Annotated in this window: 25 protein-coding genes; 9 read left to right on the top strand and 16 right to left on the bottom strand. The window is 66.3% G+C overall.

The window, feature by feature from the left end:
• Nucleotides 1-47: 47 nt before the first annotated feature.
• The 4 genes from PNI01S_RS12775 to PNI01S_RS12760 form a co-directional block, all read right to left on the bottom strand.
• Nucleotides 48-554 (bottom strand): hypothetical protein, encoded by a 507-nt coding sequence (locus tag PNI01S_RS12775; protein ID WP_038803491.1) that lies wholly within the window; start codon nt 552-554, stop codon nt 48-50.
• A gap of 431 nt (nt 555-985) precedes the next feature.
• The gene (locus PNI01S_RS12770) at nt 986-3307 is read right to left on the bottom strand and encodes an FdhF/YdeP family oxidoreductase (protein ID WP_084358374.1); all 2322 of its coding nucleotides are present in this window, start codon (nt 3305-3307) and stop codon (nt 986-988) included.
• Between the two features lie 14 nt (nt 3308-3321).
• The gene (fdhD, locus tag PNI01S_RS12765) at nt 3322-4158 is read right to left on the bottom strand and encodes a formate dehydrogenase accessory sulfurtransferase FdhD (protein WP_084358373.1); all 837 of its coding nucleotides are present in this window, start codon (nt 4156-4158) and stop codon (nt 3322-3324) included.
• A 93-nt stretch (nt 4159-4251) separates the two neighbouring features.
• Complete coding sequence (locus PNI01S_RS12760) at nt 4252-5151, bottom strand: LysR family transcriptional regulator (protein WP_024767011.1); 900 nt, start codon at nt 5149-5151, stop codon at nt 4252-4254.
• 148 nt (nt 5152-5299) lie between these two features.
• Here PNI01S_RS12760 and lysM point away from each other — a divergent pair, with 148 nt between their 5' ends.
• Nucleotides 5300-5737 (top strand): peptidoglycan-binding protein LysM, encoded by a 438-nt coding sequence (lysM, locus tag PNI01S_RS12755; RefSeq protein ID WP_037018714.1) that lies wholly within the window; start codon nt 5300-5302, stop codon nt 5735-5737.
• A 46-nt stretch (nt 5738-5783) separates the two neighbouring features.
• Here lysM and yrfG read toward each other — a convergent pair whose 3' ends face one another.
• Nucleotides 5784-6446, bottom strand: a complete 663-nt coding sequence (gene yrfG / locus PNI01S_RS12750) for a GMP/IMP nucleotidase (protein ID WP_024767009.1) — start codon at nt 6444-6446, stop codon at nt 5784-5786.
• A gap of 126 nt (nt 6447-6572) precedes the next feature.
• On the opposite strand from yrfG, the gene nudE reads away from it, so the two are divergent.
• The 6 genes from nudE to PNI01S_RS12720 all read left to right on the top strand — a co-directional run bounded on the left by nudE (nt 6573) and on the right by PNI01S_RS12720 (nt 11820).
• A complete protein-coding gene (nudE, locus tag PNI01S_RS12745; RefSeq protein ID WP_037015903.1) occupies nt 6573-7139 on the top strand; it encodes an ADP compounds hydrolase NudE in 567 nt (188 codons plus the stop codon).
• Nucleotides 7139-7957 (top strand): 3'(2'),5'-bisphosphate nucleotidase CysQ, encoded by an 819-nt coding sequence (cysQ, locus tag PNI01S_RS12740; RefSeq protein ID WP_089285793.1) that lies wholly within the window; start codon nt 7139-7141, stop codon nt 7955-7957. Before nudE ends, cysQ begins: the two co-directional genes overlap by 1 nt.
• A 33-nt stretch (nt 7958-7990) precedes the next feature.
• Nucleotides 7991-8803 (top strand): bifunctional DNA-formamidopyrimidine glycosylase/DNA-(apurinic or apyrimidinic site) lyase, encoded by an 813-nt coding sequence (mutM, locus tag PNI01S_RS12735; protein ID WP_024767006.1) that lies wholly within the window; start codon nt 7991-7993, stop codon nt 8801-8803.
• Between the two features lie 95 nt (nt 8804-8898).
• Nucleotides 8899-9477, top strand: a complete 579-nt coding sequence (locus tag PNI01S_RS12730; RefSeq protein ID WP_024767005.1) for a lysophospholipid acyltransferase family protein — start codon at nt 8899-8901, stop codon at nt 9475-9477.
• 83 nt (nt 9478-9560) lie between these two features.
• On the top strand, nt 9561-9899 hold the full coding sequence (locus tag PNI01S_RS12725) for a hypothetical protein (protein WP_024767004.1): 339 nt from the start codon (nt 9561-9563) through the stop codon (nt 9897-9899).
• Nucleotides 9900-9972: 73 nt separating this feature from the next.
• The gene (locus PNI01S_RS12720) at nt 9973-11820 is read left to right on the top strand and encodes a Na/Pi cotransporter family protein (protein ID WP_037007758.1); all 1848 of its coding nucleotides are present in this window, start codon (nt 9973-9975) and stop codon (nt 11818-11820) included.
• A gap of 11 nt (nt 11821-11831) precedes the next feature.
• Here PNI01S_RS12720 and PNI01S_RS12715 read toward each other — a convergent pair whose 3' ends face one another.
• The 6 genes from PNI01S_RS12715 to PNI01S_RS12690 form a co-directional block, all read right to left on the bottom strand.
• Complete coding sequence (locus PNI01S_RS12715) at nt 11832-13535, bottom strand: gamma-glutamyltransferase family protein (RefSeq protein WP_038803492.1); 1704 nt, start codon at nt 13533-13535, stop codon at nt 11832-11834.
• Between the two features lie 123 nt (nt 13536-13658).
• Nucleotides 13659-13910 (bottom strand): YfhL family 4Fe-4S dicluster ferredoxin, encoded by a 252-nt coding sequence (locus PNI01S_RS12710; protein ID WP_024767002.1) that lies wholly within the window; start codon nt 13908-13910, stop codon nt 13659-13661.
• 134 nt (nt 13911-14044) lie between these two features.
• The gene (gene coaD / locus PNI01S_RS12705; protein WP_024767001.1) at nt 14045-14524 is read right to left on the bottom strand and encodes a pantetheine-phosphate adenylyltransferase; all 480 of its coding nucleotides are present in this window, start codon (nt 14522-14524) and stop codon (nt 14045-14047) included.
• Between the two features lie 244 nt (nt 14525-14768).
• Entirely contained in the window at nt 14769-16358 is a 1590-nt protein-coding gene (locus PNI01S_RS12700; protein ID WP_024767000.1) for a GMC family oxidoreductase, read from the bottom strand.
• Between the two features lie 39 nt (nt 16359-16397).
• On the bottom strand, nt 16398-16943 hold the full coding sequence (locus PNI01S_RS12695; protein ID WP_084358372.1) for a twin-arginine translocation pathway signal protein: 546 nt from the start codon (nt 16941-16943) through the stop codon (nt 16398-16400).
• Between the two features lie 35 nt (nt 16944-16978).
• Nucleotides 16979-18409 carry a coniferyl aldehyde dehydrogenase gene (locus PNI01S_RS12690; RefSeq protein ID WP_084358371.1) on the bottom strand — a complete coding sequence of 477 codons (1431 nt, stop codon included), beginning with the start codon at nt 18407-18409 and terminating at the stop codon, nt 16979-16981.
• Nucleotides 18410-18675: 266 nt separating this feature from the next.
• Here PNI01S_RS12690 and PNI01S_RS12685 point away from each other — a divergent pair, with 266 nt between their 5' ends.
• Entirely contained in the window at nt 18676-19329 is a 654-nt protein-coding gene (locus PNI01S_RS12685) for a TetR/AcrR family transcriptional regulator (protein ID WP_024767431.1), read from the top strand.
• A 7-nt stretch (nt 19330-19336) separates the two neighbouring features.
• Here PNI01S_RS12685 and PNI01S_RS12680 read toward each other — a convergent pair whose 3' ends face one another.
• Nucleotides 19337-19753: a GNAT family N-acetyltransferase gene (locus PNI01S_RS12680; RefSeq protein WP_037008099.1), complete on the bottom strand. Its 417-nt coding sequence runs from the start codon at nt 19751-19753 to the stop codon at nt 19337-19339.
• An 82-nt stretch (nt 19754-19835) separates the two neighbouring features.
• Complete coding sequence (locus tag PNI01S_RS12675) at nt 19836-20831, bottom strand: hydrolase (protein ID WP_169889069.1); 996 nt, start codon at nt 20829-20831, stop codon at nt 19836-19838.
• A gap of 107 nt (nt 20832-20938) precedes the next feature.
• Between PNI01S_RS12675 and PNI01S_RS12670 the strand changes: the two genes are divergently transcribed.
• Entirely contained in the window at nt 20939-21292 is a 354-nt protein-coding gene (locus PNI01S_RS12670; RefSeq protein ID WP_084358370.1) for a hypothetical protein, read from the top strand.
• A 5-nt stretch (nt 21293-21297) separates the two neighbouring features.
• Here PNI01S_RS12670 and rsmD read toward each other — a convergent pair whose 3' ends face one another.
• The 3 genes from rsmD to PNI01S_RS12655 are packed head-to-tail and all read right to left on the bottom strand — an operon-like array spanning nt 21298 to nt 24786.
• Nucleotides 21298-21906, bottom strand: coding sequence for a 16S rRNA (guanine(966)-N(2))-methyltransferase RsmD (rsmD, locus tag PNI01S_RS12665; RefSeq protein ID WP_084358369.1), 609 nt, complete (start codon nt 21904-21906; stop codon nt 21298-21300).
• A complete protein-coding gene (locus PNI01S_RS12660) occupies nt 21906-23423 on the bottom strand; it encodes a M16 family metallopeptidase (protein WP_084358368.1) in 1518 nt (505 codons plus the stop codon). The genes rsmD and PNI01S_RS12660 overlap by 1 nt, the downstream gene beginning before the upstream one ends.
• A complete protein-coding gene (locus tag PNI01S_RS12655; protein WP_084358367.1) occupies nt 23416-24786 on the bottom strand; it encodes a M16 family metallopeptidase in 1371 nt (456 codons plus the stop codon). The genes PNI01S_RS12660 and PNI01S_RS12655 overlap by 8 nt, the downstream gene beginning before the upstream one ends.
• Nucleotides 24787-24871 lie beyond the last annotated feature (85 nt).

The following is a 24871-nucleotide window of genomic DNA, read 5'->3' as shown; positions in this document are numbered from 1 at the left end:
GTCAGTCGTCGTTTCCGTGGACTGATCGCGGTTAGCTATGCCGCGGATCAATCCCAGTCGCGATGGTGCTTGTGTTTGTGCTTGTACCAGCCGCGGTGACGACCGTTATCGTGCCAGTGGCGGTCGTAGCGACGATCGTCATAGCGCGCATGGCGGTAGCCGCGGCGACCATCGTAGTCGTCGTCATCGTCGCGGTTGCTGTCGGCGTAGTGGTTACCCAGTGCGCCACCGGCGCCACCACCCAGGGCCGCGCCGATCAGGCCGCCCGTGGTGCCGCCCATCTTGTTGCCCAGCACCTGGCCGCCCGCGGCGCCCAGGCCACCGCCGATGGCGGCTTCTGTTTTGTTGCCATGGCGTGCGCCCATGGCGCCGCCTGCTGCACCGCCAAGGCCACCACCAATGGCGGCGCCGGTGCTGCCGCCGACCGCCTGGCCGACCGCAGTGCCCAATACCCCGCCCAGGGCGCCACCGACGCCGGCACGGGTGTCGCCGTCCGCGAAGGCGGTGCCACCAACCAGCGCAAGAGACAACAGGAGCATCGAGGAGTACTTCATAGAGAGGATCTCTCTGTGGGGATGTTGGGGGTGATCCTCGGTTTGGGCGAAGGCTCTGGCAAGGGGGTTCCGACGAGTAACACGACTTTCATCAAATAATGCAAGTATTTGATTTTAGGTCAGAACTTTTTCGATTTTGGGCGGTCTGAGCGTTATTCCAGGGTTTCGCTTTTGATGTGTTTTTATCACAGAATGCCATTGAAATGATGGCTTTTCACGGAAAGCGTCCTTTTCCCTCCGAGTTTACCCTTCGGCCTTTTCCTACTTGATGCGCGTCTAGCGGATTTTTCGCAAGACGAGGCAAGGGTGCGTCCGAGAAAAGCTTCGCGAGCAAGCTCGCTCCTACTAAAGAGCAGCGGCTTTTCTGTAGGAGCTGGCTTGTTCGCGAACGGCGGTTGGATGGCGCCCCGGTGGGAGCGCCGTGAAGGGCATCACGCGATGCGCTGGCTCGGTCGCGCTTTCTCGAAGCGGATGGCGACGAACTTGGAGGTTGGCGTGTGGCTGCCGACCCCGTGGCTGTCCAGCGGCACCAGCGGGTTGGTCTCCGGGTAGTACGCCGCCGCCTGGCCGGCGGGAATGTCGTAGGCCAGCAGGGTGAAGCCGCTGACGCGGCGGTCCACGCCATCGGACCAGAGTGACACCATGTCCACTTTCTCGCCCGGCTCGAAGCCCAGGCGGCGGATGTCTGCCTCGTTGGCGAACACTACCTCGCGATGGCCGCGCACGCCGCGGTAGCGGTCGTCCAGGCCATAGATCGTGGTGTTGTACTGGTCGTGGGAGCGCAGCGTCTGCAGGATCAGGTGGGGCTCCTGGCCGGTCTCGCGGATCTTCGCGTGGACCAGGTCCGCTGGCAGCGGGTGGTGGTGGAAGTTGGCCTTGCCGCTGGCGGTGTTCCAGCGCCGCGAGCCCGCCGAGTTGCCCAGGTGGAAGCCGCCGGGGTTGGCCACACGGCGATTGAAGTCGCTGAAGCCGGGGATGGTGTCGGCGATCAGGTCGCGGATGCGGTCGTAGTTGGCGATCATCGCGTCCCAGTCCACCGGGTGGTTGCCCAGGGTGGCCTTGGCGATGCCGGCGATGATCGCCGGCTCCGAGCGCATCTGTTTTGACGACGGCTCCAGCTGCCCGAAGGATGCGTGGATCATGCTGAAGGAGTCTTCCACGGTCACTGCCTGCGGGCCTTCAGCCTGACGGTCGATGTCGGTGCGCCCCAGGCACGGCAGGATCAGCGCGTCGCCGCCCACGGTGAGGTGGCTGCGGTTGAGCTTGGTGCTGATCTGCACGGTCAGCGCGCAATTGCGCAAGGATTGATGAGTGCGCGGGCTGTCCGGGGTCGCCTGGGCGAAGTTGCCGCCCAGGCCGATGAAGACCCTGGCCCGCCCGTCGAGCATGGCGTTGATAGCCTCGACGGTGTTGTGGCCGTTCGCACGCGGCACCTTGAACTGGAAGCGCCGTTCGATGGCATCGAGCAGAGCGGCAGGCGGTCGGTCGTTGATGCCCATGCTGCGGTCGCCCTGCACATTACTGTGGCCGCGTACCGGGCACAGGCCGGCGCCGGGACGGCCGACGTTGCCACGCAGCAGTTGCAGGCTGACCAGTTCCTGGATGGTGGGCACCGAGTGATGGTGCTGGGTGATGCCCATGGCCCAGCAGACGATCACACGCTCGGCACGGCGGTACATGATCGCCGCCTGCTCGATTTCCTCGAGGCTCAGCCCCGACTGCTGGACGATGTGCTCCCAACTGGTGTCGTCCACCACGGCCAGGTAGGCATCGACGCCCTGGGTATGCTCGGCGATGAAGGCGTGGTCGAACACTGCCGGCTGGCCCTTGGCCTGGGCTTCGCGTTCCCATTGCAGGAGGAACTTGGCGATGCCGCGCACGGCGGCCATGTCGCCACCCAGTGCCGGGCGGAAGAAGGCCGTGTTCAGCGGCTCGGAGCCATTGGTGAGCATTTCCAGCGCGTGCTGCGGGTGCTGGAAGCGCTCCAGGCCGCGCTCCTTGAGCGGGTTGAAGGCGACCACCTGGGCGCCGCGCTTCACCGCCTCGCGCAGCGGTTCGAGCATGCGCGGGTGGTTGGTGCCGGGGTTCTGGCCGAAGACGAAGATCGCATCGGCGTGCTCGAAGTCATCGAAGGTCACGGTGCCCTTGCCGATGCCGACGCTCTGGCCCAGGGCTACGCCGCTGGCCTCGTGGCACATGTTCGAGCAGTCGGGGAAGTTGTTGGTGCCGAAGGCGCGGACGAACAGCTGGTAGAGGAAGGCCGCCTCGTTGCTGGCCCGACCGGAGGTGTAGAACTCGGCCTGGTCGGGGCTTTCCAGCGCATTCAGGTGCCGGGCGATCAGGGCGAAGGCGTCGTCCCAGGCGATTGGCTGGTAGCGGTCGGTGGTGGGGTCGTAGCGCATCGGCTCGGTCAGGCGGCCCTGGTATTCGAGCCAGTAGTCGCTCTGCTCGCGCAGCGAAGTAACGCTGTGACGGGCGAAGAAGGCTGGGTCCACGCGGCGCTTGGTGGCCTCCCAGTTCACTGCCTTGGCGCCGTTCTCGCAGAACTTCACCCGCCCGTCTTCGGGGGAGTCGCCCCAGGCGCAGCCAGGGCAGTCGAAGCCACCGTTCTGGTTGGTCTTGAGCAGGGCGCGCAGGTTCTTGAACGGCTGTTTGCTGTCCAGCCAGAAGCGCGTGACGCTGATCAGCGCGCCCCAGCCGGCGGCGGCGCCCTTGTAGGGTTGGTAGCGGGGGTTTTCTTGCTGCAGGCTCATGGAATCTCTTTCGTTCAGGCGGCTGGTGGCGCCGGGCTGTAGACCCGGGGCGGGCTGCGATGGGGCAGGTGGATCAGGTTCAGGTTGTGCTCGCGGGCCCACTGCACGGTGAGCGAGGTGGGAGCGGACAGGCTGACCAGGGTGGGGAGCCCGGCGCGCACGGCCTTGTGGATAAGTTCCAGGCTGCAGCGGCTGGTCACCACGGCGAAGCCGCCGGCCAGCTCCAGGCGCTGGCGCTTGAGCGCGCCGACCAGTTTGTCGAGGGCGTTGTGGCGGCCGATATCCTCGCGGCACAGGCGAATCTCGCCGGCGGCATCGACGAACAGCGCCGCATGCAGAGCGCCGCTGCGCCTGCCGATCTCCTGCACGGCATTGACCCGCTCGCGCAGGTTGTCGAAATGGACGGCGGGTGGCAGGGGAGCGCGCGGCAATACCGGCAGGCCGGGCAGCGCCTGGTCCAGGGCCTCGACGCCGCACAGGCCGCAGCCGGTGTTGCCGGCCAGTTGCCGGCGCTGGTCCTTGAGGGCCCAGAAGGCGCGATTGCTGACCTGCACCTCGGCGGTAATGGCCTCGCCATGTGCCGTCAGGCTCACGTCATAGATGTCGTCGATGGACTCGATGAGGCCGGCACCGAGGCTGAAACCGTGGACGAAGTCTTCCAGGTCGTTCGGCGAGACCATCATCACGGCCTGGCTGAGGCCGTTGTAGGCGATGGCCAGGGCGGTTTCCCCGGCCAATGCGGCGCGGCCGCCGGCTCCTTGCGGGGTGAGTTCGACGTAGCTGTAGCCGTCGGCAGGCACGGCGGCATCCCGGACCGCGGCGCTGGCCGGGCGGGTGATCAGGCAAGGCATGGGCTGAGCCCTGTGGTTCTAGTAATACAACCAGCCTATGCCGATGCCGGGGCAGCGTCTAATGGCTGCTGTCGATGTTGTGATAGATGCGGTTTATCGGTCGGGCGAGTCGCTGCCCAGCAAGGCCGCTGCTTCGCGGAAGCAGGCTTCGGCCAGCGCGGAGCGTGGTTCGCTGCGGCGCAGGATCAGCCCGAGTGGCGACAGGGTGCGCGCGTCGTCGATCGGGGTCAGCACGAAGTGCTCACCCTGGGCGTCCAGCCCGCTGCCCAGCGGCATGATCGCGCAGCACAGCCCGCGCTCGACGGCTTGCACCAACTGATGCACGGCGTCGGTTTCCAGGCGTGCCCGAGGCGCCAGGCCGCGGCTGCGGAAGCCGTGGTCGATGGACTGGCGGAAGTGCATGCCGGACGAGAGCAGGCCCAGCGGCAGCTCCGCCAGTGCGTCCCAGCTCAGGCTCGGACCGTCGATCTGGAAGTGCCGGCGGTCGTGCAGCAGGCCCATGCGGGTAGCGGCCAGTTCGAGGCTTTCGAAATGTTCGCGGTCGAGGCGGTCGAGGTACGACAGGCCAAGGTCCAGCTGGTTGCGGCCGAGGCCTTCGAGGATGTTCTCCGAACTCAGGGCGAACAGCTGGAAGCGCAGTTCCGGGTGGCGCTGGGCGAACAGCTCGATCAGCTGCATGGGGTCGAAGCCTGCCAGCGGCACCACGCCCAGGCGCAGGGTGCCGACCAGTTGGCCGCGGCAGGCCGCCGCTTCTGCGTAGAGCCCGTCATGCGCAGCCAGCAGGCTCCGGGCCCAGGCGAGTACGCGCTCGCCGGCCTCGGTGAAACCCTCGAAGCGCTGCCCACGGCGCACCAGTTCAAGGCCCAGTTCCTCCTCCAGGCTGCGTACCCGCATCGACAGCGTTGGCTGAGTGACGTGGCAGCGTGCCGCCGCCTGGCCGAAGTGCCGTGTCTCGTCCAGCGCGCAGAGGAATTTCAGCTGCTTGATGTCCATCGGCGGGAAGGCTCCGGGGCGTTCTGTCGGGTTAAGGCGGGATTAGGAGTATTCCGTCAGGCACTGCGGAAGTCGGCGACTAGACTCCAGGGGCGCGCGGTCTGCCCAATGCCGGCCGCCTGTCACTGTAACCGTAGGGAGGTTGGAAATGGGCATTTTTGCGTTCGTGAAGGAAGCCGGCGAGAAGCTGTGGGAAAGCATCGTGGGCCAGGAGGCGCAGGCCGCCGAATCGCTCAAGGACCACATCGCCAAGGTGGGCCTGGGCAACCCGAACATCCAGGTCAGCGTCGAGGGCGACAAGGTGATCGCCACCGGTGAAGTGGCCAGCCAGGAAGAGAAGGAGAAGATCCTGCTGGCGCTGGGCAACGTCGCGGGCGTGTCGGGTGTGGAAGACCACATCACCGTCGCTACGCCGGCTGCCGAGGCGCGTTTCGTCACCGTGAAGAAGGGCGATACGCTCAGCGCCATCGCCAAGGCGGAGTACGGCAACGCCAACCTCTACAACAAGATTTTCGAGGCGAACAAGCCGATGCTCAGTCATCCGGACAAGATCTATCCCGGCCAGGTGCTGCGGATTCCGGAGTGATGTCCCCGAGCCCGGCCCAGTGCCGGGCTCGTTGTTTCTGCGCCCCTCACAAGCCTTCGAGCAGTGCCCGGTAGTCTTCCTGGGCAGCGAATTCCTCGGTGTCCTTCGGCCCCTGGCGGCTGTCGGGCTGGCGTACCGCAAGCAGATGGCCGATGCCGAAGGTCCGCGCCGCGCGCAGGATCGGCAGGCTGTCGTCGATGAAAAGGCTGCGCGCCGGGTCGAAGTCGACGTCCGCACGCAGTGCCTGCCAGAACTGCTGGTCTTCCTTGGGGAAGCCGTAGTCATGGGAGCTGATCAACCGATCGAGCCAGGGCGCCAGCTCCACTCGTTGCATCTTCAGCGACAGCGAATCGCGGTGCGCATTGGTGATCAGCACCGCGCGCCTGCCGTGCTCGCGCAGTTGCGCAAGGAAGAAATCGGCGTCCGGACGCAGTGCGATCAGGTGGGCGACCTCGCGCTTGAGGTCCATGATCGACAGCTTGAGCTCGCGGCTCCAGAAGTCCAGGCAATACCAGTTGAGCAGCCCGGCGTTGTCACGGAACAGCGGCAGCAGTTCGGCATCGGCCTGGGCGCGGCTGATGCCGTGGTGCTCGGCGTACCGTTGCGGCAGGTGTTCGAGCCAGAAGTGGTTGTCGAAATGCAGATCGAGCAGGGTGCCGTCCATGTCGAGCAGGACGGTATCGATCCGGTTCCAGGGCAGGCGTGGCATGCTGGGCTTTCGCAGAAGGGTGTCGCAATTGCGCCGCCGATGGACGGAATCGGCGCGATATCTGACACGGAGAATCGGAAAAGGCGGGTTATCATAGCCGACCCGGCCACCCCCAGGAGTCGCCCCATGCGTCAGAAACCCACGGTCCTCGCTCGAGAGATCGTTGCCAGAAGCCGGCTTTTCGCCGTCGAGGAGCTGCAGTTGCGCTTCTCCAATGGCGTCGAACGGACCTACGAGCGCCTGGTTGGTAAGGGGCAGGGCTACGGTGCTGTGATGGTGATCGCCATGCTCGACGGCGAGCACGCCGTGCTGGTGGAGGAGTATTGCGCCGGGGTCGACGAATACCAGCTTTCGTTGCCCAAGGGCCTGGTGGAGCCGGGTGAGGACATCCTCGACGCCGCCAACCGCGAGCTGAAGGAAGAAGCCGGTTACGGCGCCCGTCAGCTGGAATACATCACCGAGCTGTCCCTGTCGCCCGGCTACATGAGTCAGCGCATCCAGGTGGTGCTCGCCCGTGACCTCTACGAAGAATCGCTGCCCGGCGACGAACCCGAGCCTATGGGCGTGGACAGGATCAGCCTGCGCGAGCTCTCCAGCCTCGCGCAGAATGCCCAGTTCAGTGAAGGGCGTGCCCTGGCCGCGCTCTACCTGGTGCGCGACCTGCTGACCCAACGAGGGGAGTTCCAGCCGTGATGAATGCCTTCCTGCCTGCCGTGATCGACCTGGTGCACAAGGCGGGCGATGTGATCCTGCCGTTCTGGCAGGGCGACCTGGATGTCCAGAGCAAGTCCGACGAATCGCCGGTGACCGCCGCCGACCTGGCCGCCCACCGCCTGCTGGCCGACGGCCTGCGCGCGCTGGCGCCGGATGTGCCGGTGTTGTCCGAGGAGGATTGCGACATTCCCCTGGAGCAACGGGCCCAGTGGAGCCGCTGGTGGCTGGTGGACCCGCTGGACGGCACCAAGGAGTTCATTTCCGGCAGTGACGAATTCACCGTCAACGTCGCGCTCATCGAGCACGGGCGCGTGATCTTCGGCGTAGTCGGTATCCCCGCCAGCGGCCGCTGCTACTACGGTGGTACCGGCCTTGGCGCCTGGCGCGAAGAGCGTGGCGGCGAGCCCGAGGCCATCGAGGTACGCAGCAGCCCGGAAGATGTCTTTACCGTGGTGGCCAGCAAACGCCATTCCAGCCCGCAGCAAGAAAGCCTGCTGTCCGGCCTCGCGCAGCGCTTTGGCGACCTGAACCTGGCCAACATCGGCAGTTCGCTGAAGTTCTGCCTGCTCGCCGAAGGCTCGGCGGACTGCTACCCGCGCCTGGCGCCAACCAGCCAGTGGGACACGGCAGCCGCCCAGGGTGTGCTGGAAGGCGCCGGCGGCGAGGTGCTGGATACCAAGGGCGAGCCTTTTACCTACGGGGCGCGGGAAGGTTTTCTCAACGAGTCCTTCCTGGCGCTGCCCAAGGCGGCCGAATGGCGCGACGATCTGATCCAGCTGGCCCGCGCGCTGGACTGAACCTACAGAAAAGCTCCTACGCAGTAGTGATCCATGCCCGAATTACCTGAAGTCGAAACCACCCGCCGGGGCATAGCGCCCCATCTCGAAGGCCAGCGCGTCAGCCGCGTGGTCGTCCGTGAGCGTCGTTTGCGCTGGCCGATTCCCGAGGACCTCGACGTACGTCTGTCCGGGCAGCGCATCGTGCAGGTGGAGCGGCGTGCCAAGTACCTCTTGCTCAATGCCGAAGTGGGCACGCTGATCAGCCACCTGGGCATGTCCGGCAGCCTGCGCCTGGTGGAGTGCGGCACGCCGGCAGCGCGCCACGAGCATGTGGATATCGAGCTGGAATCAGGCATGGCGCTGCGCTACACCGACCCGCGCCGCTTCGGTGCGCTGCTCTGGAGTCTGACGCCGCTGGAACATGAACTGCTGCGTCACCTGGGCCCGGAGCCGCTGACCGACGCCTTCGAAGGTGAGCGACTGTTCCAGCTGTCGCGCAACCGCAGCATGGCGGTGAAGCCCTTCATCATGGACAACGCTGTGGTGGTCGGGGTGGGCAACATCTACGCCACCGAGGCGCTGTTCGCCGCCGGCATCGACCCGCGCCGCGAGGCGGGGACCATCTCGCGGGCGCGCTACGTGAAGCTTGCCCAGGAGATCAAGCGAATCCTTGCCATTGCCATCGAGCGCGGCGGTACCACGCTGCGCGATTTCGTCGGCGGCGACGGCCAGCCCGGCTACTTCCAGCAGGAACTCTTCGCCTACGGGCGCGGTGGCGAACCCTGCAAGGTCTGCGGCTCGACCCTGCGCGACGTGCGCCTCGGCCAGCGCGCCAGCGTCTACTGTCCGCGCTGCCAACGCTGAGGCCGCGGGGCCGCCGTTAAGCTGCCGCCCCGATCTGCCACTCCACCTTCTGCCATAACAACAATGGCCCCCGACGAAGGGGCTACAGGTGATTCATGTCCGGTAACTATCTGCCCCGCAACCCATTCGCCGAGGCACTCGGCCACAGCATGCTGCGCGTGGCCGGCTGGCGTATCGAAGGCGCGCTGCCGCCACTCGACAAGTTCGTGGTGATCGGCGCGCACCACACCTCCAACTGGGATTTCGTGTTGTTTCTCGCGGTCAAGTTCGTGCTGCGGCTGAACGCCCGTTGGTTCGGCAAGCACACCCTCTTCCGCGCGCCCTTCGGCGCACTGATGCGCCGCTGGGGCGGCATCCCGATCCAGCGCCATCTCAAGCTGAACACGGTGGACCAGGCAATCCAGGCCTTCCGCGACAACCGCGAGATGATGCTGATCCTCTCCCCGGAGGGTACGCGTCGTAAGGTCGAGCGCTGGAAAATGGGCTTCTACCACATCGCCCGTGGCGCGGGTGTCCCCATCGTCCTGGCGGCGCTGGATTATCCCGGCCGGCGCATCGTGATCGGCGAACCTTTCTGGCCCACCGGCGACGAGTCAGGGGACCTTCGGCGGATGCAGGCCTTTTACCGGCCATTCGTACCGAAAAAGCCGGAATACGCATTCTTCGGCGATTGAAGGCTGTCACGCGACAAGTCATGGAGCGCTGTTATAGTTATGGCAGTCTGCCTGCCCAACTAAACAAAAAAGGACTTCCTTCCATGAACCTGTTCCGCACCACCGCCACTGCAATGGCACTGACCTGCGCATTCTCGGTGCTGCCGGCCGTTGCTCAGGACGCGGTGAGCAACGTCAGTGGCGACCCGACCTACACCGTAGAGGCCCCGCCGGCCTACGCGATGATGGGCGACCTGATTTTCGCTCGTCCGCTGCTGATCGCCGCCACCGTGGTGGGCACCGCTGCTTTCGTGGTGACCCTGCCATTCAGCGCGGCCGGCGGCAATATCAAGGAAGCTGGCCAGGCGCTGGTCGTCGATCCGGGCAAGGCCGCCTTCGTGCGCTGCCTGGGCTGCACCACCAGCGGCTACAAGAAAGACTGATCCGTCGTCCCGTTCCGGGGCGGCTTGGCCGCCTCGCCGGCCCGGCTTGCCGGGTGAGTCCTGTGGGTAGACCATGAACCTGAGCGGCCTGAAGAAGCACCTGCGTCCGCTGCTTCTGCTGCTGGTCGCTATAGTCCTGGGCTACACCTTCTGGTCCAGTGCCGGCCTGCTGCAGTTGGGAGCGGGCCTGGCGCTGTTCCTGTTCGGCATGCAGTGCCTGGAAGAAGGGCTGCGCGATCTTGCCGGCAGCCAACTCGAGCGCTGGCTGGAAAAGAGCACCGCGACGCGTGGCAAGAGCCTGCTGTTCGGCCTCTTCGGCACCTTCCTGCTGCAATCCTCGACGCTGGTTTCGCTGCTCACCATCGCCTTCATCAGCACCGGGCTGATCCAGCTGGCGGGGGGAATCGCGATCCTGTTCGGCGCCAACCTGGGGGCCACCAGCGGTATCTGGCTGCTGGCACTGGCCGGGCAGAATCTCAGCCTGAGTCCGCTGGCGCTGCCATTGCTGGTGTTCGGCATCCTGCTGGGTTTCAACGGCGCCAAGAGCAAGGCCGCCGGGCGCATCCTGCTGGGGATCGCCTTCATCTTCCTGGGCATCGACCAGATCAAGGAAGGCTTCCAGAGCTTCGGCGATGCCATGGACATGAGCGAGCTGCGTGCCGAAGGCATGCTCGGCGCACTGCTGTTCGTGACCTTCGGCCTGCTCATCACCGTGGTCCTGCAATCCAGCCACGCCACGCTGATGCTGACCCTGGCAGCCCTGGCCGGCGGGCAACTGGAGCTGGGCCAGAGCCTGGCCATCGCCATCGGCTCGAATGTCGGCAGCAGCGTCACCACGGCCTTCGTCGGCTCCCTGGGCGGCAACCGCAGCGGGCAGCGGCTGGCGCTGGCCCATGTACTGTTCAATGTCGTGACCGGGGTGCTGGCCTTCCTGCTGTTGTCGCCCTTGACCTGGCTGGTGCACTGGCTGGTGACGCCGCTGGGCCTGGCGGACAACCCGATGATCCAGCTGGCGCTGTTCCATACGCTGTTCAACGGCATGGGCGTGGCGTTGTTCTGGCCGTTGCAGGGCGCGTTGGCCAATGCCCTGGTGCGCTGGTTGCCGGAAGTGGAGGAGCCGGCCGTGCTGATCACCGACATGGCGCCGGCCATGCCGAGCATCGAGCGCACCCATGCGCGCTACCTCAACGAGCGCGCGCTGGATTCCGCCGATGCCGCTGCCAGCGCGGTACTCCAGGAACTCCGACATCTCGGCCGGTTGAGTATCGAGGTGATCTGCCACGCGCTCTACCTGCCGGTGGACATGCTCAGCCAGCCGCGCATCGACGAGAACGAGCTGCGCGCGGCGCCCGACCGCCATGCGCTGGGCGCGGAAGTGCTCTACCAGCGCCATATCAAGGGAGTTTATGGCGATCTGCTGAGCTTCATGGGGCGCCTCGAAGTTCCTCTGGACGAGGAACACCAGCGCTTCTGGCTGTCCTGCCAGGTGGTGGCGCTACAGCTGGTGGATGCCGTGAAGGACGCCAAGCATCTGCAGAAGAACCTGGGGCAGGCTCTGCAGGGCGAGCCTTCGGTGCTGCGCGATACCTATGTCGAGCTGCGCCGGCATCTGATCGCGATGCTGCGGGAAGTACGTGCGCTGGGTTCGCTGATTGGCGGCGATCTACCGCAAGAGGCGCTGGCGGCACGCCTGCAGCTGCTCGACGAAAGCGCCGCCGAATTCGACGGTGCCTTCCGCCAGCGTCTGTTCGCTGCGGTGCGCCGGCACGAGCTGGATGGCCTGCAGATGAGCTCGCTGATGAACGATCTGGGCTACGTCAGCCGCATCATCCAGAGCCTGCGCAATGTGCTGCAACTGGGCACCGAGCATGGCCTGTTCGAGCCGGGCGAGGACGAAGCGCCCGGCCTCATCCTGCCCTGAGGAATCCCTGGTCAGCGCAGCGGTGCCGCCAGTTCGGTGGCCAGGCCGATGCCGCGCGGATCGCTGGCGGACTGCACCTCGCCGGACTTCTTGTTCCACAGCAGGACCTGCTGGTTGCCATAGGCGCGACCCACATCCTTGAGCGTGTAGCCACGGCGCTGCAGGTCGGCCGCTTCGGCAGCGCTGAAGGCGCGTGGTTCGTGCTCGATCACGTCCGGTAGGAACTGGTGGTGGTAGCGCGGCGAAGAGACCCAGCGCTGCACCGGCTTGCCGTCCAGGTAATCGAGCATCGCCAGCAACACCATGCTGGGAATCCGGCTGCCGCCGGGCGTGCCGAAGGCGGCCAGCTCGGTGGGGCTTTCGATGAAGCTCGGGCTCATGCTCGACAGCGGGCGCTTGCCGGCGGCCACCGCGTTGGCCTGGCTGCCGGCCAGCTGGTAGGCGTTGGCGCCGCTGACGTCGGTGGCGAAGTCGTCCATCTCGTCATTGAGCAGCACGCCGGTGCCGGGCACGGTGAAGGCTGCGCCGAAGGGCAGGTTGACCGACAGCGTGGCAGCAACGGCGTTGCCGTCGGCGTCCATTACCACGAAGTGGGTGGTGTGATCGCCCTCGCGCCAGGCGGGCGCGGGTGGCAGCGAAGAGCTGGGCGTGGCGCGTTGCGGATCGATGCCGGCGGCCAGGCGCTTCAGGTAATCCGGTGCGAGCAGTTGGTTGACCGGGTTGGCGACGCGGTCCGGGTCGCCCAGCAGGCCACGGTCGCGGTAGGCGCGGCGCAGGGCTTCGACGACGTAGTGGACGCGCTGCACGGGTTCGGCCTTCTGCCAGGGCAGCTGCTGCAGCATGCCCAGGCTCTGCGCGAGGGCGACGCCACCGGCGGAGGGCGGCGGGGCGCTGATCAGTTCCTTGCCGTCGGCCAGCGGGTAGCGCAGCGCCTGGCGCTCGACGGTGCGGTAGCTGGCGAGGTCCTCCAGGCTCCACACGCCACCGGCGGCGCGCACGCCTTCCACCAGCTTCTGCGCGGTCTCGCCTTCGTAGAAGCCGATGCGACCATAGCGCGCGAGTTTCTCCAGGGTGTTGGCCAGTTGCGGCTGGCGCATCAGGCTGTATTCCTCGGGCAGGTTGCCCTGGTCGAGGAAGATGCGTGCGGTCTCACGGTCCTGGCGCATCGCGTCGAGACGCCAGGAGGCGCGGTCGATGTAGACACGGTCGATGGACACGCCATCGGTGGCCAGGCGGATCGCCGGCACCAGGTTGTTCGCCAGGGTCTTGCGGCCGTAGCGGCTGGTGATGTCCGCCAGGGCGGCGGGCAGGCCGGGGATGCCGGCGGCCAGAGGGCCGTTGAGCGACAGCTGCGGATCGACCTTGCCGTTGCGCTCGTACATCCGCGCGTGAGCGGCCAGTGGCGCGCGCTCGCGGGCGTCGATGAAATGGTAGGTCGGCGGGCTGCCGGCCTTGCGCAGCAGGAAGAAACCGCCGCCGCCCAGGCCTGAGCCGTAGGGTTCGGCCACCGCCAGCGCGGCGGCGATGGCCACGGCGGCGTCGAAGGCGTTGCCGCCGTCGGCGAGTGTTTCAAGGCCCGCGACAGTGGCGGACGGATGCGCCGTGGCGACGCTGGCCTGGGCCGGGTGTTCCGCGGCGTGCAGCGCGAAGCTGAGCAGCAGCAGGCTGCAGAAGCCGAGCAGGGAGGCGCGGGAGCGGGAGTTCAACGAGGACATGGCATCTCACGAACCGCCGGCATTGCCGGCTGGAAAACCAAATGGGGCGAAGGTGGAGGATAGACAATCCACGGCGCCGCAGGTTTGTGAGAACTCAATGAAAAAGTGTCGAATCGCGCGAAGTCAGGCCTTGCCGGTGAGCTTCTTGTACTTCTCCATCAGCTCTTCCTTGCTCTCGACATGGGTTTCGTCGAGGGGAATGCAGTCGACCGGGCAGACCTGCTGGCACTGCGGCTCGTCATAGTGGCCGACGCATTCGGTGCACAGGTTCGGGTCGATGACGTAGATCTCCTCGCCCTGGGAGATCGCGGCATTGGGGCACTCGGGTTCGCAGACGTCGCAGTTGATGCAATCGTCAGTGATTTTCAGGGACATCGATACAACTCCAACCAGGGCGGCTGCCATGGCGATCGGTAGCAACAAGGATGAAATTGTGCCGTATCGGCGCGCGCAGTGCACGCAGTCAGGGAGTCAACTGACGGAAACCGCCATCCTTGGCGGCGTGCGGATCAGCGCTTGAAGCGCTCGGCCAGGGCGCTGGCCACCGCGGGATGGACGAATTTGGTGATGTCGCCGCCCAGGGCCGCGATCTCGCGCACCAGGGTGGAGGAGATGAAGGAGTACTTCTCCGACGGCGTGAGGAACATGCTTTCCAGGTCAGGTGCGAGCTGGCGGTTCATGTTGGCCAGCTGGAACTCGTACTCGAAATCCGACACCGCGCGCAGGCCGCGCAGCAGGATGTTCGCATTCTGCTCCTTGGCGAAATGCGCGAGCAGCGTGGAGAAGCCGACGACTTCTACATTGGGCAGGTGCGAGGTGACCTGGCGGGCCAGCTCGACGCGCTGTTCCAGCGGGAACAGGGGATTCTTCTTGGGGCTGGCGGCGACGGCAATGATCACCTGGTCGAACAGTCGCGAGGCGCGTTCGACCAGATCGGCATGGCCTTTGGTGATGGGGTCGAAGGTACCCGGGTACAACACTCGATTCATCGCGGCGTCCTGGTCGGCTCTTGTTGGCAGGCGGGTGCAATAGCGGGCGGATGGTAACGCAGCATGTCCGTGGGGCCAAGCGACCTTGGTAGTGCTTCTGTGAACGGACTACCTGAGATTGGCGGCGAGAGACCCATGAGTCACGCACAAGCCCCGTGCCAGAGCCCGTGCGCGGTTTTTTGCGCGGCAAACCAGGTAGGGGCGAGCTAGCTCGCTCCTACGAAGAGCAATTGCGCAGGGAGCGTCAACCCAGCCGCTTGGCCAGGGCGTCGGCCAGTTGCGCGGTGAGGCCGTAGACCGAGAGCTGCGGGTTGGCGCCGATGCTGGTGGGGAACAGCGAGCCATCGTGGATCGACAGGTTCTCCAGCTGGTGGTGGCGGCCGAGGCTGTCGCACACCGACTGCTTCGGGTCCTCGCCCATGGCGCAGCCGCCCATCACGTGGGCACTGCCCAGGCGGGTGCGGTACAGCTCCAGGCTCAGGCTGTCGATCAGCTCGTGTGCTTCCTTGGCAGTCTTAACGTAGCCGGCGTCGGCGTGCAGCGGCAGCACGGCCTTGGCGCCAGCGGCAAACTGGATGTCGGCCATGGTGTGGAAGGCGCGGCGGATACCGTCCCAGGTGTAATCGGTCATCTGGTAGTCGAGCACCGGGGTATCGTCACCGCGCAGGCTGACGGAGCCCACTGCGCTGTCCGGATGGAAGCCGTCGCGCATCAGCGCGAGGATCACGTTGGTGTGCGGCAACTGCTCCATGCGCAGCGCATTGTCTTCGCCGAAGCGGCCGAGCAGGGTGGCGCTGAGCGCCGGTTGCAGCGGCGGTACTTCCAGCTTGTAGGACATGCGTCCGGTGGCGCCGTCGTCCCATTGGAAGTGGTCGGAATAGATCGACTGCGGTGCGCCGTAGAACGGGTTGATCACTTCGTCGAACAGGGCGGCGCTGAAGTTCACCGTGTGCAGGAAGGTGCGCTGGCCGACGCGGCCGTTCGGGTCCGGCGCCTTGGAGCGCAGGAGGATCGCCGGGGTATTGATGCCGCCGCCGGAGAGCACGTAGTGACGCGCCTTGATGGTGATCTTGCGGCCGGTGGGGGCGACGCAGCGCTCGTCCATGGCCGAGCATTCCAGGCCGCTGACCTTGTTGCCGTCGAGCAGCAGGCGGTCGGCGCGGGCGAGGAACAGCAGTTCGCCGCCTTTCTCCAGGGTGGCCGGAATGGTGGTGACCAGCATCGATTGCTTGGCGTTGGTCGGGCAGCCCATGCCGCAGTAGCCGATGTTCCAGCAGCCACGGACGTTGCGCGGGATGACCTTCCAGTGCAGGCCGAGCTTCTCGCAGCCGTTGCGGATCACGTCGTTGTTGGCGTTGGGCGGCATGATCCAGGGCGCGACGCCCAGGCGCTGTTCCATCTTCTCGAACCAGGGCGCCATTTCGGCGACGCTGTGGCCCTTCACGCCGTGTTCCTTGGCCCAGTGTTCCAGGGTCGGCTCGGGGGTGCGGAAGCTGGACGTCCAGTTGACCAGGGTGGTGCCGCCCACGGCGCGGCCCTGGAGGATGGTGATGGCGCCGTCCTTGCTCATCCGGCCGATGCCTTCCTGGTACAGGTTCGGGTAGGCGTCGGCTTCCTGCATCTTGAAGTCGCTGCTGGTCTTGAGCGGGCCTTCTTCCACCAGCAGCACCTTGTAGCCGGCGGCGCTGAGGGTTTCGGCAGTGGTGCCGCCGCCGGCGCCGGTGCCGACGATCACCACGTCGGCCTCCAGGGTCAGGTCCTTGTCCAGGCGCGAGCCGTTGTGGACTTTCCAGCCGCGGGCCAGGCCCTCGGCGAACAGATCGGGTACGGGCATCGGAAATCTCTCAGGCGAATTCTTGTTGTTCTGGCGAAATCAGATTTTCGGCGGGCCGGGGTAGCCGCAGTGGCCCCAGGATTCCGGGCGGCTGTACCAGGCCATCATCACCAGTTGCAGCAGCGAGCTGTGGCCCATCTTCAGCAGGGAGATGAAGCTGTTCTGCCAGTGGTTCAGGAAGTTCTGCACATCCTGCGCGCTGGCGTTGTCCCAGCTGCCCCAGATGCCGGTGAGCGGCCCGCGGGTGATCGGCAGGGCGAGCACGTCGAACAGCTGCACGGTGAGCTTGAGCATTTCCGGGGAGAGGTGGTTGAGGTTGTTGTCCAGGCTCTGGAGGGTGCCTTTGACCGCCTCGGCCATGCGCTCGGCGGGCACGGCGCCGGCCAGCATCACCGGGACCAGCGCGCGCAGGAACGGCAGGTCGGAATCGCGCAGCACGGCAAAGCCATTGGCCGGAGTGCTGGCGGAGCAGCCGCTGAGGCTGGCGGTAACGCCCGCCGTGGCGAGGAAGGCCCCGCCCAGCAGGCCGATCTTGAGCACGCCGCGCCGGGAGAGTCCCGGCGCGCTCAGGGAGGTGTCTGTCATTCTTGTTTTTTCACCTGTGTCTTGGAGGGTGCCGGTCAGCGAATGAACAGCTTGTAGACCAGCTTCTGCAGCGATTTACCGTAGGGTGGGTAGATCACCCGCGCAGCGTTGAAGCGCGGCTTGCTGAATACGCCCTTGGCCTTGGAGAAGGTCAGGAAGCCTTCGTGGCCGTGGTAGTGGCCCATGCCGGAGGGGCCGACGCCGCCGAAGGGCATGTCGTCCTGGGCGACGTGCAGCAGGGTGTCGTTGAGGCACACGCCGCCGGAGTGGGTCTGCGCCAGTACGTGGTCCTGCTCGCGCTTGTCATAGCCGAAGAAATACAGGGCCAGCGGCCGATCGCGCTCGTTGATGTAGCTGAGCGCCTGGTCGAGGGTCTGGTAGGGGATCACCGGCAGCAGCGGGCCGAAGATCTCTTCCTGCATGATCTTCATCTCGTCGGTCACGTTCAGCACCAGCGCCTGCGGCAGGCGGCGGCCCTGGGCCTGCGGGAACAACGGGATGACGGTGGCGCCGCGGGCCTGGGCGTCGGCGAGGTAGCCGTTCAGGCGCGACAGCTGGCGCTCGTTGATGATCGCGGTGTAGTCCGGGTTGTTTTCCAGTGTCGGGAAGAAGCCCTGGACCACCTGGCGGTAGCTCTCGACGAACTCGTCGACGCGGTTCTGCGGCACCAGCACGTAGTCCGGTGCCACGCAGGTCTGCCCGGCGTTGAGCGTCTTGCCGAAGGCGATGCGCTCGGCGGCGTCCTTCATCGGCACGCTGGCCGAGACGATGGCCGGCGACTTGCCGCCCAGTTCCAGGGTCACCGGGGTGAGATTCTCGGCGGCGGCGCGCATCACGTGCTTGCCGACGCTGGTGGCACCGGTGAACAGCAGGTGGTCGAAAGGCAGCTTGGAGAAGGCGACGCCGACATCCACTTCGCCCTGCACCACGGCGACCAGGTCCTCGGGGAAGACCTTGGCCAGCAGATCCTTCAGCACGCAGGCGGATTCCGGGGTGGACTCGCTCATCTTGATCATCACCCGGTTGCCGGCGGCCAGCGCCCCGGTCAGCGGGCCGATGGCGAGGAACAGCGGGTAGTTCCACGGCACGATCACGCCCACTACGCCCAGCGGCTGGTAGATGACCTTGGCCGAGGCCGGCATGAACTGCATGCCCACGCTGCGGCGCGAGGGCTTCATCCACTTCCTCACGCGTTTGGTGGCGTAGTGCACGCCGTGCAGGCTGGGCAGCACTTCGGCGAGCAGGGTTTCGTCGGCGGAACGGTTGCTGAAGTCGGCGTTGATGGCGTCGATGATCGCCTTCTGCTCGGTCACCAGCAGGTTGGCGAGGCTCTTCAGCCACTGGATGCGCTGGCCGGCGTCCGGCATCGGGTTCGCGCGATAGGCCTGGCGCTGGCGTTCGAGAAGGGTTTCCAGCTGGCTGATCTGCTGCTGGGTCTGCTGCAGGTAGGCGATATCGGCAACCATGACGGGCTCCTGGGCGGAAGCGGGTGGGGAAGCTTTCCGGGGATTCACACAGGGATCTCGGATGCTTCGCGTTTTTATACTGTTGCTGGTTTTTTAGAGCAATTGCTCTAGAGTGTCAATCAGCATGCCGTTTTCGCGCCATCAGACCCAGCCAACGAAAAGTTGGGCGGGCCGCCTTGGGTGTTACGCGGTAGCAATCGGTGTACCTTTGGCGTCCACCGCACCGGGCAAAACGACCCTGCAATCCGCTTCGATGAGTTTCGCGAATGGCACCACGCATCAATACCCGTGACCGCATCGCCCAGGCCAGCCTCGAGCTGTTCAACGCCCAGGGCGAGCGCAGCGTCACCACCAACCACATCGCCGCGCACCTGGGCATCTCGCCGGGCAACCTGTACTACCACTACCGCAACAAGCAGGTGATCATCGCCCAGCTGTTCGCCGAGTACGAACGCCACGTCGACCAGTTCCTGCATCTGCCCGAGGGCCGCGCACTGACGGTGGAGGACAAGACCTTCTACCTCGAGGCGCTGCTCGCCGCGATGTGGCACTACCGCTTCCTGCACCGCGACCTGGAGCACCTGCTGGACTCCGACCCGGAACTGGCCGCCGCCTACCGCACCTTTGCCCGCCGCGCCATGGACAACGCCAAGGCGATCTACCGAGGCTTCGTCGACGCCGGCATCCTGCAGATGGACGAACCGCAGCTCGAAGCGCTGACCCTGAACGCCTGGATCATCCTCACCTCCTGGGTGCGCTACCTGTGCACCACCCGCGAGGTGGCCAGCGACCTCAGCGAAGCGCTGATGCGTCGGGGCATCTACCAGGTGCTGGCGCTGGAAAGCGGCCACATCTCGCCGGCGTTCCGCGAGGCGGTGGCGGCGGTGTTCGACCGGTTGTACGTGCCGCTGGAAGACTGAGCTTCGTTCAGGCGTCGATCTTGCGCGGCCCCGGTACCCGAGGTCGGCGCAGGGCGATGCCATGGCGCAGGAAGAACTCTTCCACACCCTCGGTGGCGTCCGTGTAGAGCGTGCGGTTCGGGTGGTCGGCGAGGAAGCGCGCCATCAGCGCCAGGCCTATCCCGCGCGACTGGAAGCCTGGCAGCACGGCGATCTCCGCCAGCCAGGTGGTCTGCGCCGTCTCGCTTTCCGCACGCAGCAGACCGAGGACCTGGTCGCCGTCCAGGGCCAGCAGGAAGTAGCTGGAGAATTCATAGAGATCGCGCAGTTCCGCGGTGCTGCCGGGGGAGCCCCAGCCCACGGCGCGGTACAGCGAGGCAATACCGGCGCACTGGGCGTCGCTCAGTGCCGGGTTGTGCAGGATCGTCAGCGGCGTGTCGTGCATGGCGGCGCTCCTTTCTGGCGTTTCCTTCCTGGTGCAATTTCAGTCTGCCTCATTCCCGTTCTGCTGGGCTGATCCAGCGCAGTCAGGCTTCGCGTCGTTCGCGCAGCCACTGCGGGATGCGGCGCTCCAGGTAATAGTCCGGGCGCGCGGGGGAGCCGCCGATGAAGCCGACGTGGCCGCCGTGGGCCAGCAGCTCCAGTTGCGTCGACGCGGAAAGCTCGTCCGGCTGCGGTACGCTGTCGGCATGGATGAACGGGTCGTCGCTGGACTGGATGACCAGCGTCGGCACCCGGATGCCGCCCAGGTAATAGCGGCTGGAGGCGCGCCGGTAGTAATCGTGTACATCGGCGAAACCGTGCAGCGGCGCGGTCACCCGGTCGTCGAAGTCCCAGAAGGTGCGCATGCCGTCCAGCGGGCCGAGGCGCTCGAGCGCAGCGAGGTTTTCCGCGTGGCCGCCGGCGGCGAAGGCCTGGCGCTTGGTCTGCACGTAGGCCACCAGTTCGCGCATGAAGTGCGCCTGGTAGACCTTGGAGAAGCCGATGCCGATGCGATCCGCACACTGGTCGAGGCGGAACGGCACCGACACCGCGACCGCGCCTTTCAGCGGGCAGCTATCCGAGGATTCGCCCAGGTACTTGAGCAGCACATTGCCGCCCAGCGAGTAACCCACCGCATAGAGCGGCGCCATCGGCCGCTTGGCACGAACATGGGCGACTACCGAGGCGAGATCCTCGCTGACGCCGGAGTGATAACCACGCGGCAACAGGTTCGATTCCCCCGAGCAGCCGCGCCAGTTCAGCGCCACGCTGGCCCAGCCCTGCGCGGCGAGTTGCTGCTGCAGGCCGAGGATGTAATGCGAGGACGACGAGCCGGTCAGCCCATGCAGCGCCAGCACCAGCGGCGCATCCGCCTCGTGCGGGCCGTGCCAGTCGAGGTCGATGAAGTCGCCGTCTTCCAGCCACAGGCGCTCGCGGGTGCGCTGGAGGCTGGGCAACTGGCGCAGGAGCGAGCCATACAGGGTCTGCAGGTGCGGGCCGGGTAGCCACCAGGCGGGTTTGAACGGGGAGAGTATGGTCATCATTGAGCAATGGGGGCGGACAAGCTGCGATAGTAACGCCAAGTCAGCCCCGCGATGGATGTCTTGCACTCCCTCGGCGCGGCGCACCCATGAAAAGGAGGGGAGGCATGTGGAAGAAAATCGCGGCGCTGAGCCTGGCGTTTTGGCTGGTGGCCTGTGGCGAGCCGGTGCCTCAGGATCACAAGTCGTACGTCGGGGATTGGCGCTCGGCCCAAATGAGCTTGCTCATCACGGCGGATGGGCGTGTTGCCTACAAGCGCCTTTCGGGTGGCGGCTCGCGCTCCATCGAGGCGCCGATCAAGAGCTATGACGCCGATGGGTTTACCGTGGGTGTCGGGTTCCTCGATACCTATTTCAAGGTGTCGAAGCCGCCTTATCGGGATGGCAGCCAGTGGAAAATGGTGGTGGATGGCGTGGAGCTGACCCGCGTCAGCTCCGTCGACATCGGCAAATCCATCTGACTGGTTCAGTCCTCCCGTTGCCACAGCGCGTAATGCACCGAACCCGCCGATTTTTCCCGATGCAGTCGCCAGTTACCCGGTAGGCCGAGGCTGGAAGGCACAGCTTCGCTTTCGGTATAGATCCACGCGTCCTTGGCTAGCCAGCCGCGCTCTTCCAGCAGGCGGCAGGCGTTCTCCAGCAGGTCCTGGTGGAAGGGCGGGTCGAGGAAGACCAGGTCGAAGGCTTGCGAAGCCGGGGCGTCGAGGTAGCGCAGCGAGTCGGTCATCAACAGTTGGCCGTTGCCGCACTTGAGCGTGTCGAGCGTGCTGCGCAGCGCGGCCACGGCGTCGCCGTTGGTATCCAGTGCAAGGCCTGCGCTGGCGCCGCGCGATAGCGCTTCGAGGAACAGCGCACCGCTGCCGGCGAAGGGGTCGAGCACACGGGCGCCGGGGACATAGGCGGCGAGCCAGTTGAACAGCGTCTCGCGCACCCGGTCCGGCGTCGGGCGCAGGCCCGGGCCGTCGGGGAAGGCGAAGCGCCGGCTGCGCCATTCGCCGCCGATGATGCGCAGCTGGCCCTGGCCGCCGTGGGGCTTCTGTGCGGCGCGCGGGGCGCCGCCGGGTCGTTTGCTCATCAGTGCTCCGGTACGCCGGCGGGTTGCGCGGCGGGTTTGTCGGTGGGCGGCGGCAGCGGTTGCTGCGGCACGGTGGGGCCGGCGGTGACGATGACGAAGGCGTCCGGGTCGAGGTGGCGGCGCATCGCTTCCTTCACCTGCTCCACGCTCAGGCCCTGGACCTGGCTGAGGAAGGTTTCCAGGTAGTCCAGCGGCAGGTTGTAGAAGCCGATGGCGCCCAGTTGGCCGACGATGTCGGCGTTGCTCGCGGTGGACAGCGGGAAGCTGCCGGCCAGCTCGCGCTTGGCGTCGTCCAGTTCCTTCTGCGTCGGGCCCTTGTCGAGGTAGTCGCGGACGATGTCCTGCACCAGCTTGAGGGTGCCTTCGCTCATTTCGGCGCGGGTCTGCAGGCCGATGGTGAACGGCCCGCGCGACTGCATGCCGGTGAAGCCGGAGTACACGCCGTAGGTCAGGCCGCGCTTCTCGCGCACCTGGTCCATCAGTCGCGTGCCGAAGCCGCCGCCACCGAGGATCTGGTTGCCCAGGTAGAGCGCGGCGTAGTCCGGATCGTTACGGGTGATGCCCAGCTGCGCCAGCATCAGCTGGGTCTGCTTGGAGGGGAACTCGATGTGGGTGACGCCGGCCTTGGGCGTCTGCGGCTCGCCCGGCGCGGGCAGGGCGGGACCCTTGGGCAGTGACTTGGAGACGCTGCCGGCGATGGCTTCGGCCTGCTCGCGGGTCAGGTCGCCGACCAGCGCAATGACCACGTTGCCGGCGGCGTAGGCCTTCTGGTGGAAGGCGCGCAGCTGGGCGACGCTGATCTTGGGCACCGACTTTTCGTTGCCGTCGCTGGAATGGGCGTACGGATGATCGCCATAGAGCCGCTTGAACAGTTCCAGGCCCGCCAGCTTGCCGGGGTTCTGCTTCTGGTATTCGAAGCCGGCCATGACCTGGTTCTTGATGCGCGCCAGGGCGTCTTCGGGGAAGGTCGGTTGGCCGATCACCTGGTCGAACAGTGCCAGCGCCGCGTCGCGCTTGGCCGGCTCGCTCAGGCTGCGCAGGCTGGCCACCGCCATGTCGCGGTAGGAGCCGTTGCCGAAGTTGGCGCCCAGGTCGTCGAACCCGGCGGCTATCGCGCTGGTGTCCTTGCCGGGCACGCCTTCGTTGAGCATGGCGTTGGTCAGCATGGCCAGGCCGTAGGTGTCGCCGTCCTGGCTGCTGCCGGCGGCGAAGGTCAGGCGCAGGTCGAACATCGGCAGTTCATGGGCTTCGACGAAGAGCACGCGGGCGCCTTCGGTGGTCTGCCATTGCTGGATGTTCAGCTTGCGGTGGCTGGGCGCCTTGCCGGCGGCTTCGGCCAGCGATTGCAGGCCGGTGGGCGCGGCGTTTTCGGCGGCAGCCGGTTGTGCAGGGGCGGGCGCCGGCGCGGCCGCTTCGGGCTCGGCGGCGGGACGGGAAACGAATAGCACCAGTCCGGCGATCAGCGCGATGACGATCAGCCCGACCAGGCCGTAGCGCAGGCCATTGCGTTCACTCATGGCGCGGCTCCTTGTCGGTGGCGACTTCCGGCAGGACCTGGGCAAGGGTCAGGCGGGAGCGGGTGAAGTAGGTGCGGGCGGCTTTCTGGATGTCGTCGGCGGTGACGGCCTGGATGGCTTCCAGGTCCTTGTCCGCCAGCTGCCAGCCGAGGCCGACGCTTTCCAGTTCGCCGATAGTGCTGGCCTGCCCGGCGATGGAGTCGCGCTCGTAGACCAGCCCGGCGATGACCTGGGCGCGGACGCGCTCCAGTTCTTCCTTGCTCGGCGGGTTCTGCTTGAGGTCTTCCAGCTGCTTCCACAGCGCGGCTTCGACCTGGTCGAGGGTCTTGCCGGTCTGCACATTGGGCGTCGCGGAAAGGAAGAACAGACCGTCGCCGCGGGAGAAGGCGTCGTAGGAGGCCGAGGCGCCGGCGACGATTTCCTCGCCGCGCTCCAGTCGCGAAGCCAGGCGGGCGCTGTAGCCGCCGTCGAGGATCGCCGAGATCAGGCGCAGGGCGTTGATCTGCCGGGAGTCGTCACTGCTGCCCAGGGTCGGCACGTTGAAGCCCATGATCAGGCTGGGCAGCTGGGTGCGCACATGCAGCTTCAGGCGGCGCTCGCCCGGCTCGGCCAGCTCCAGCGGCTTGCGCGCGGCGGGCAGGTCGCGTTTCGGAATCTCGCCGAAGTACTTCTGCGCGAGCGCTTTGACTTCATCGCCGGTCACGTCGCCGACCACCACCAGGGTGGCGTTGTTCGGCGCGTACCAGGCCTGGTACCAGTGGCGCAGGTCGTCGATGGTCATGCGCTGCAGGTCGGCCATCCAGCCGATGGTCGGCGTGCGGTAGCCGCTGGCGGGATAGGCGGCGGCCTTGAAGCGCTCGAAGGCCAGCGCGCTGGGCTTGTCCTCGGTGCGCAGGCGGCGTTCTTCCTTGATCACCTCGATCTCGCTCTTGAACTGGTCGGCCGGCAGGGCGAGGTGCGCCATGCGGTCGGCTTCCAGCTCCAGCGCTACCGGCAGGCGGTCGCGGGCCAGCACCTGGTAATAAGCGGTGTAGTCGTCGGTGGTGAAGGCGTTCTCTTCCGCTCCGAGGTCGCGCAGCACCAGCGAGGCCTGGCCGGGGCCGAGCTTGCGGCTGCCCTTGAACATCATGTGCTCCAGGGCGTGGGAGAGGCCGGTGAGGCCGGGTGTCTCGTAGCTGGAACCGACCTTGTACCAGAGTTGGGAGACCACCACGGGCGCGCGGTGGTCCTCGCGGACGACGACCTTCAGGCCGTTGTCCAGGGTGTATTCGTGGGTGGGCTGTGGTTCGGCGGCAACGGCCATCAGCGGCAGAAACAGGGAACCGAGCAGCAGGCCGGCGTGGCGGCGTGCAAGGGTTTTCATCGTGGACTGAACCTTTCGGGCTGTCCGCGGGGTCTATGCAGGCTGGCGGCCAGCCTCTTAACCCCGGCGGGCGAGGAGATGCTAG

The sequence above is a fragment of the Pseudomonas nitroreducens NBRC 12694 genome (assembly GCF_002091755.1).
Taxonomy (GTDB): Bacteria; Pseudomonadota; Gammaproteobacteria; order Pseudomonadales; family Pseudomonadaceae; genus Pseudomonas; species Pseudomonas nitroreducens.
The sequence above is the reverse complement of the archived record's forward strand: the minus strand, read 5'-3'. Positions and strand labels throughout refer to the sequence as shown.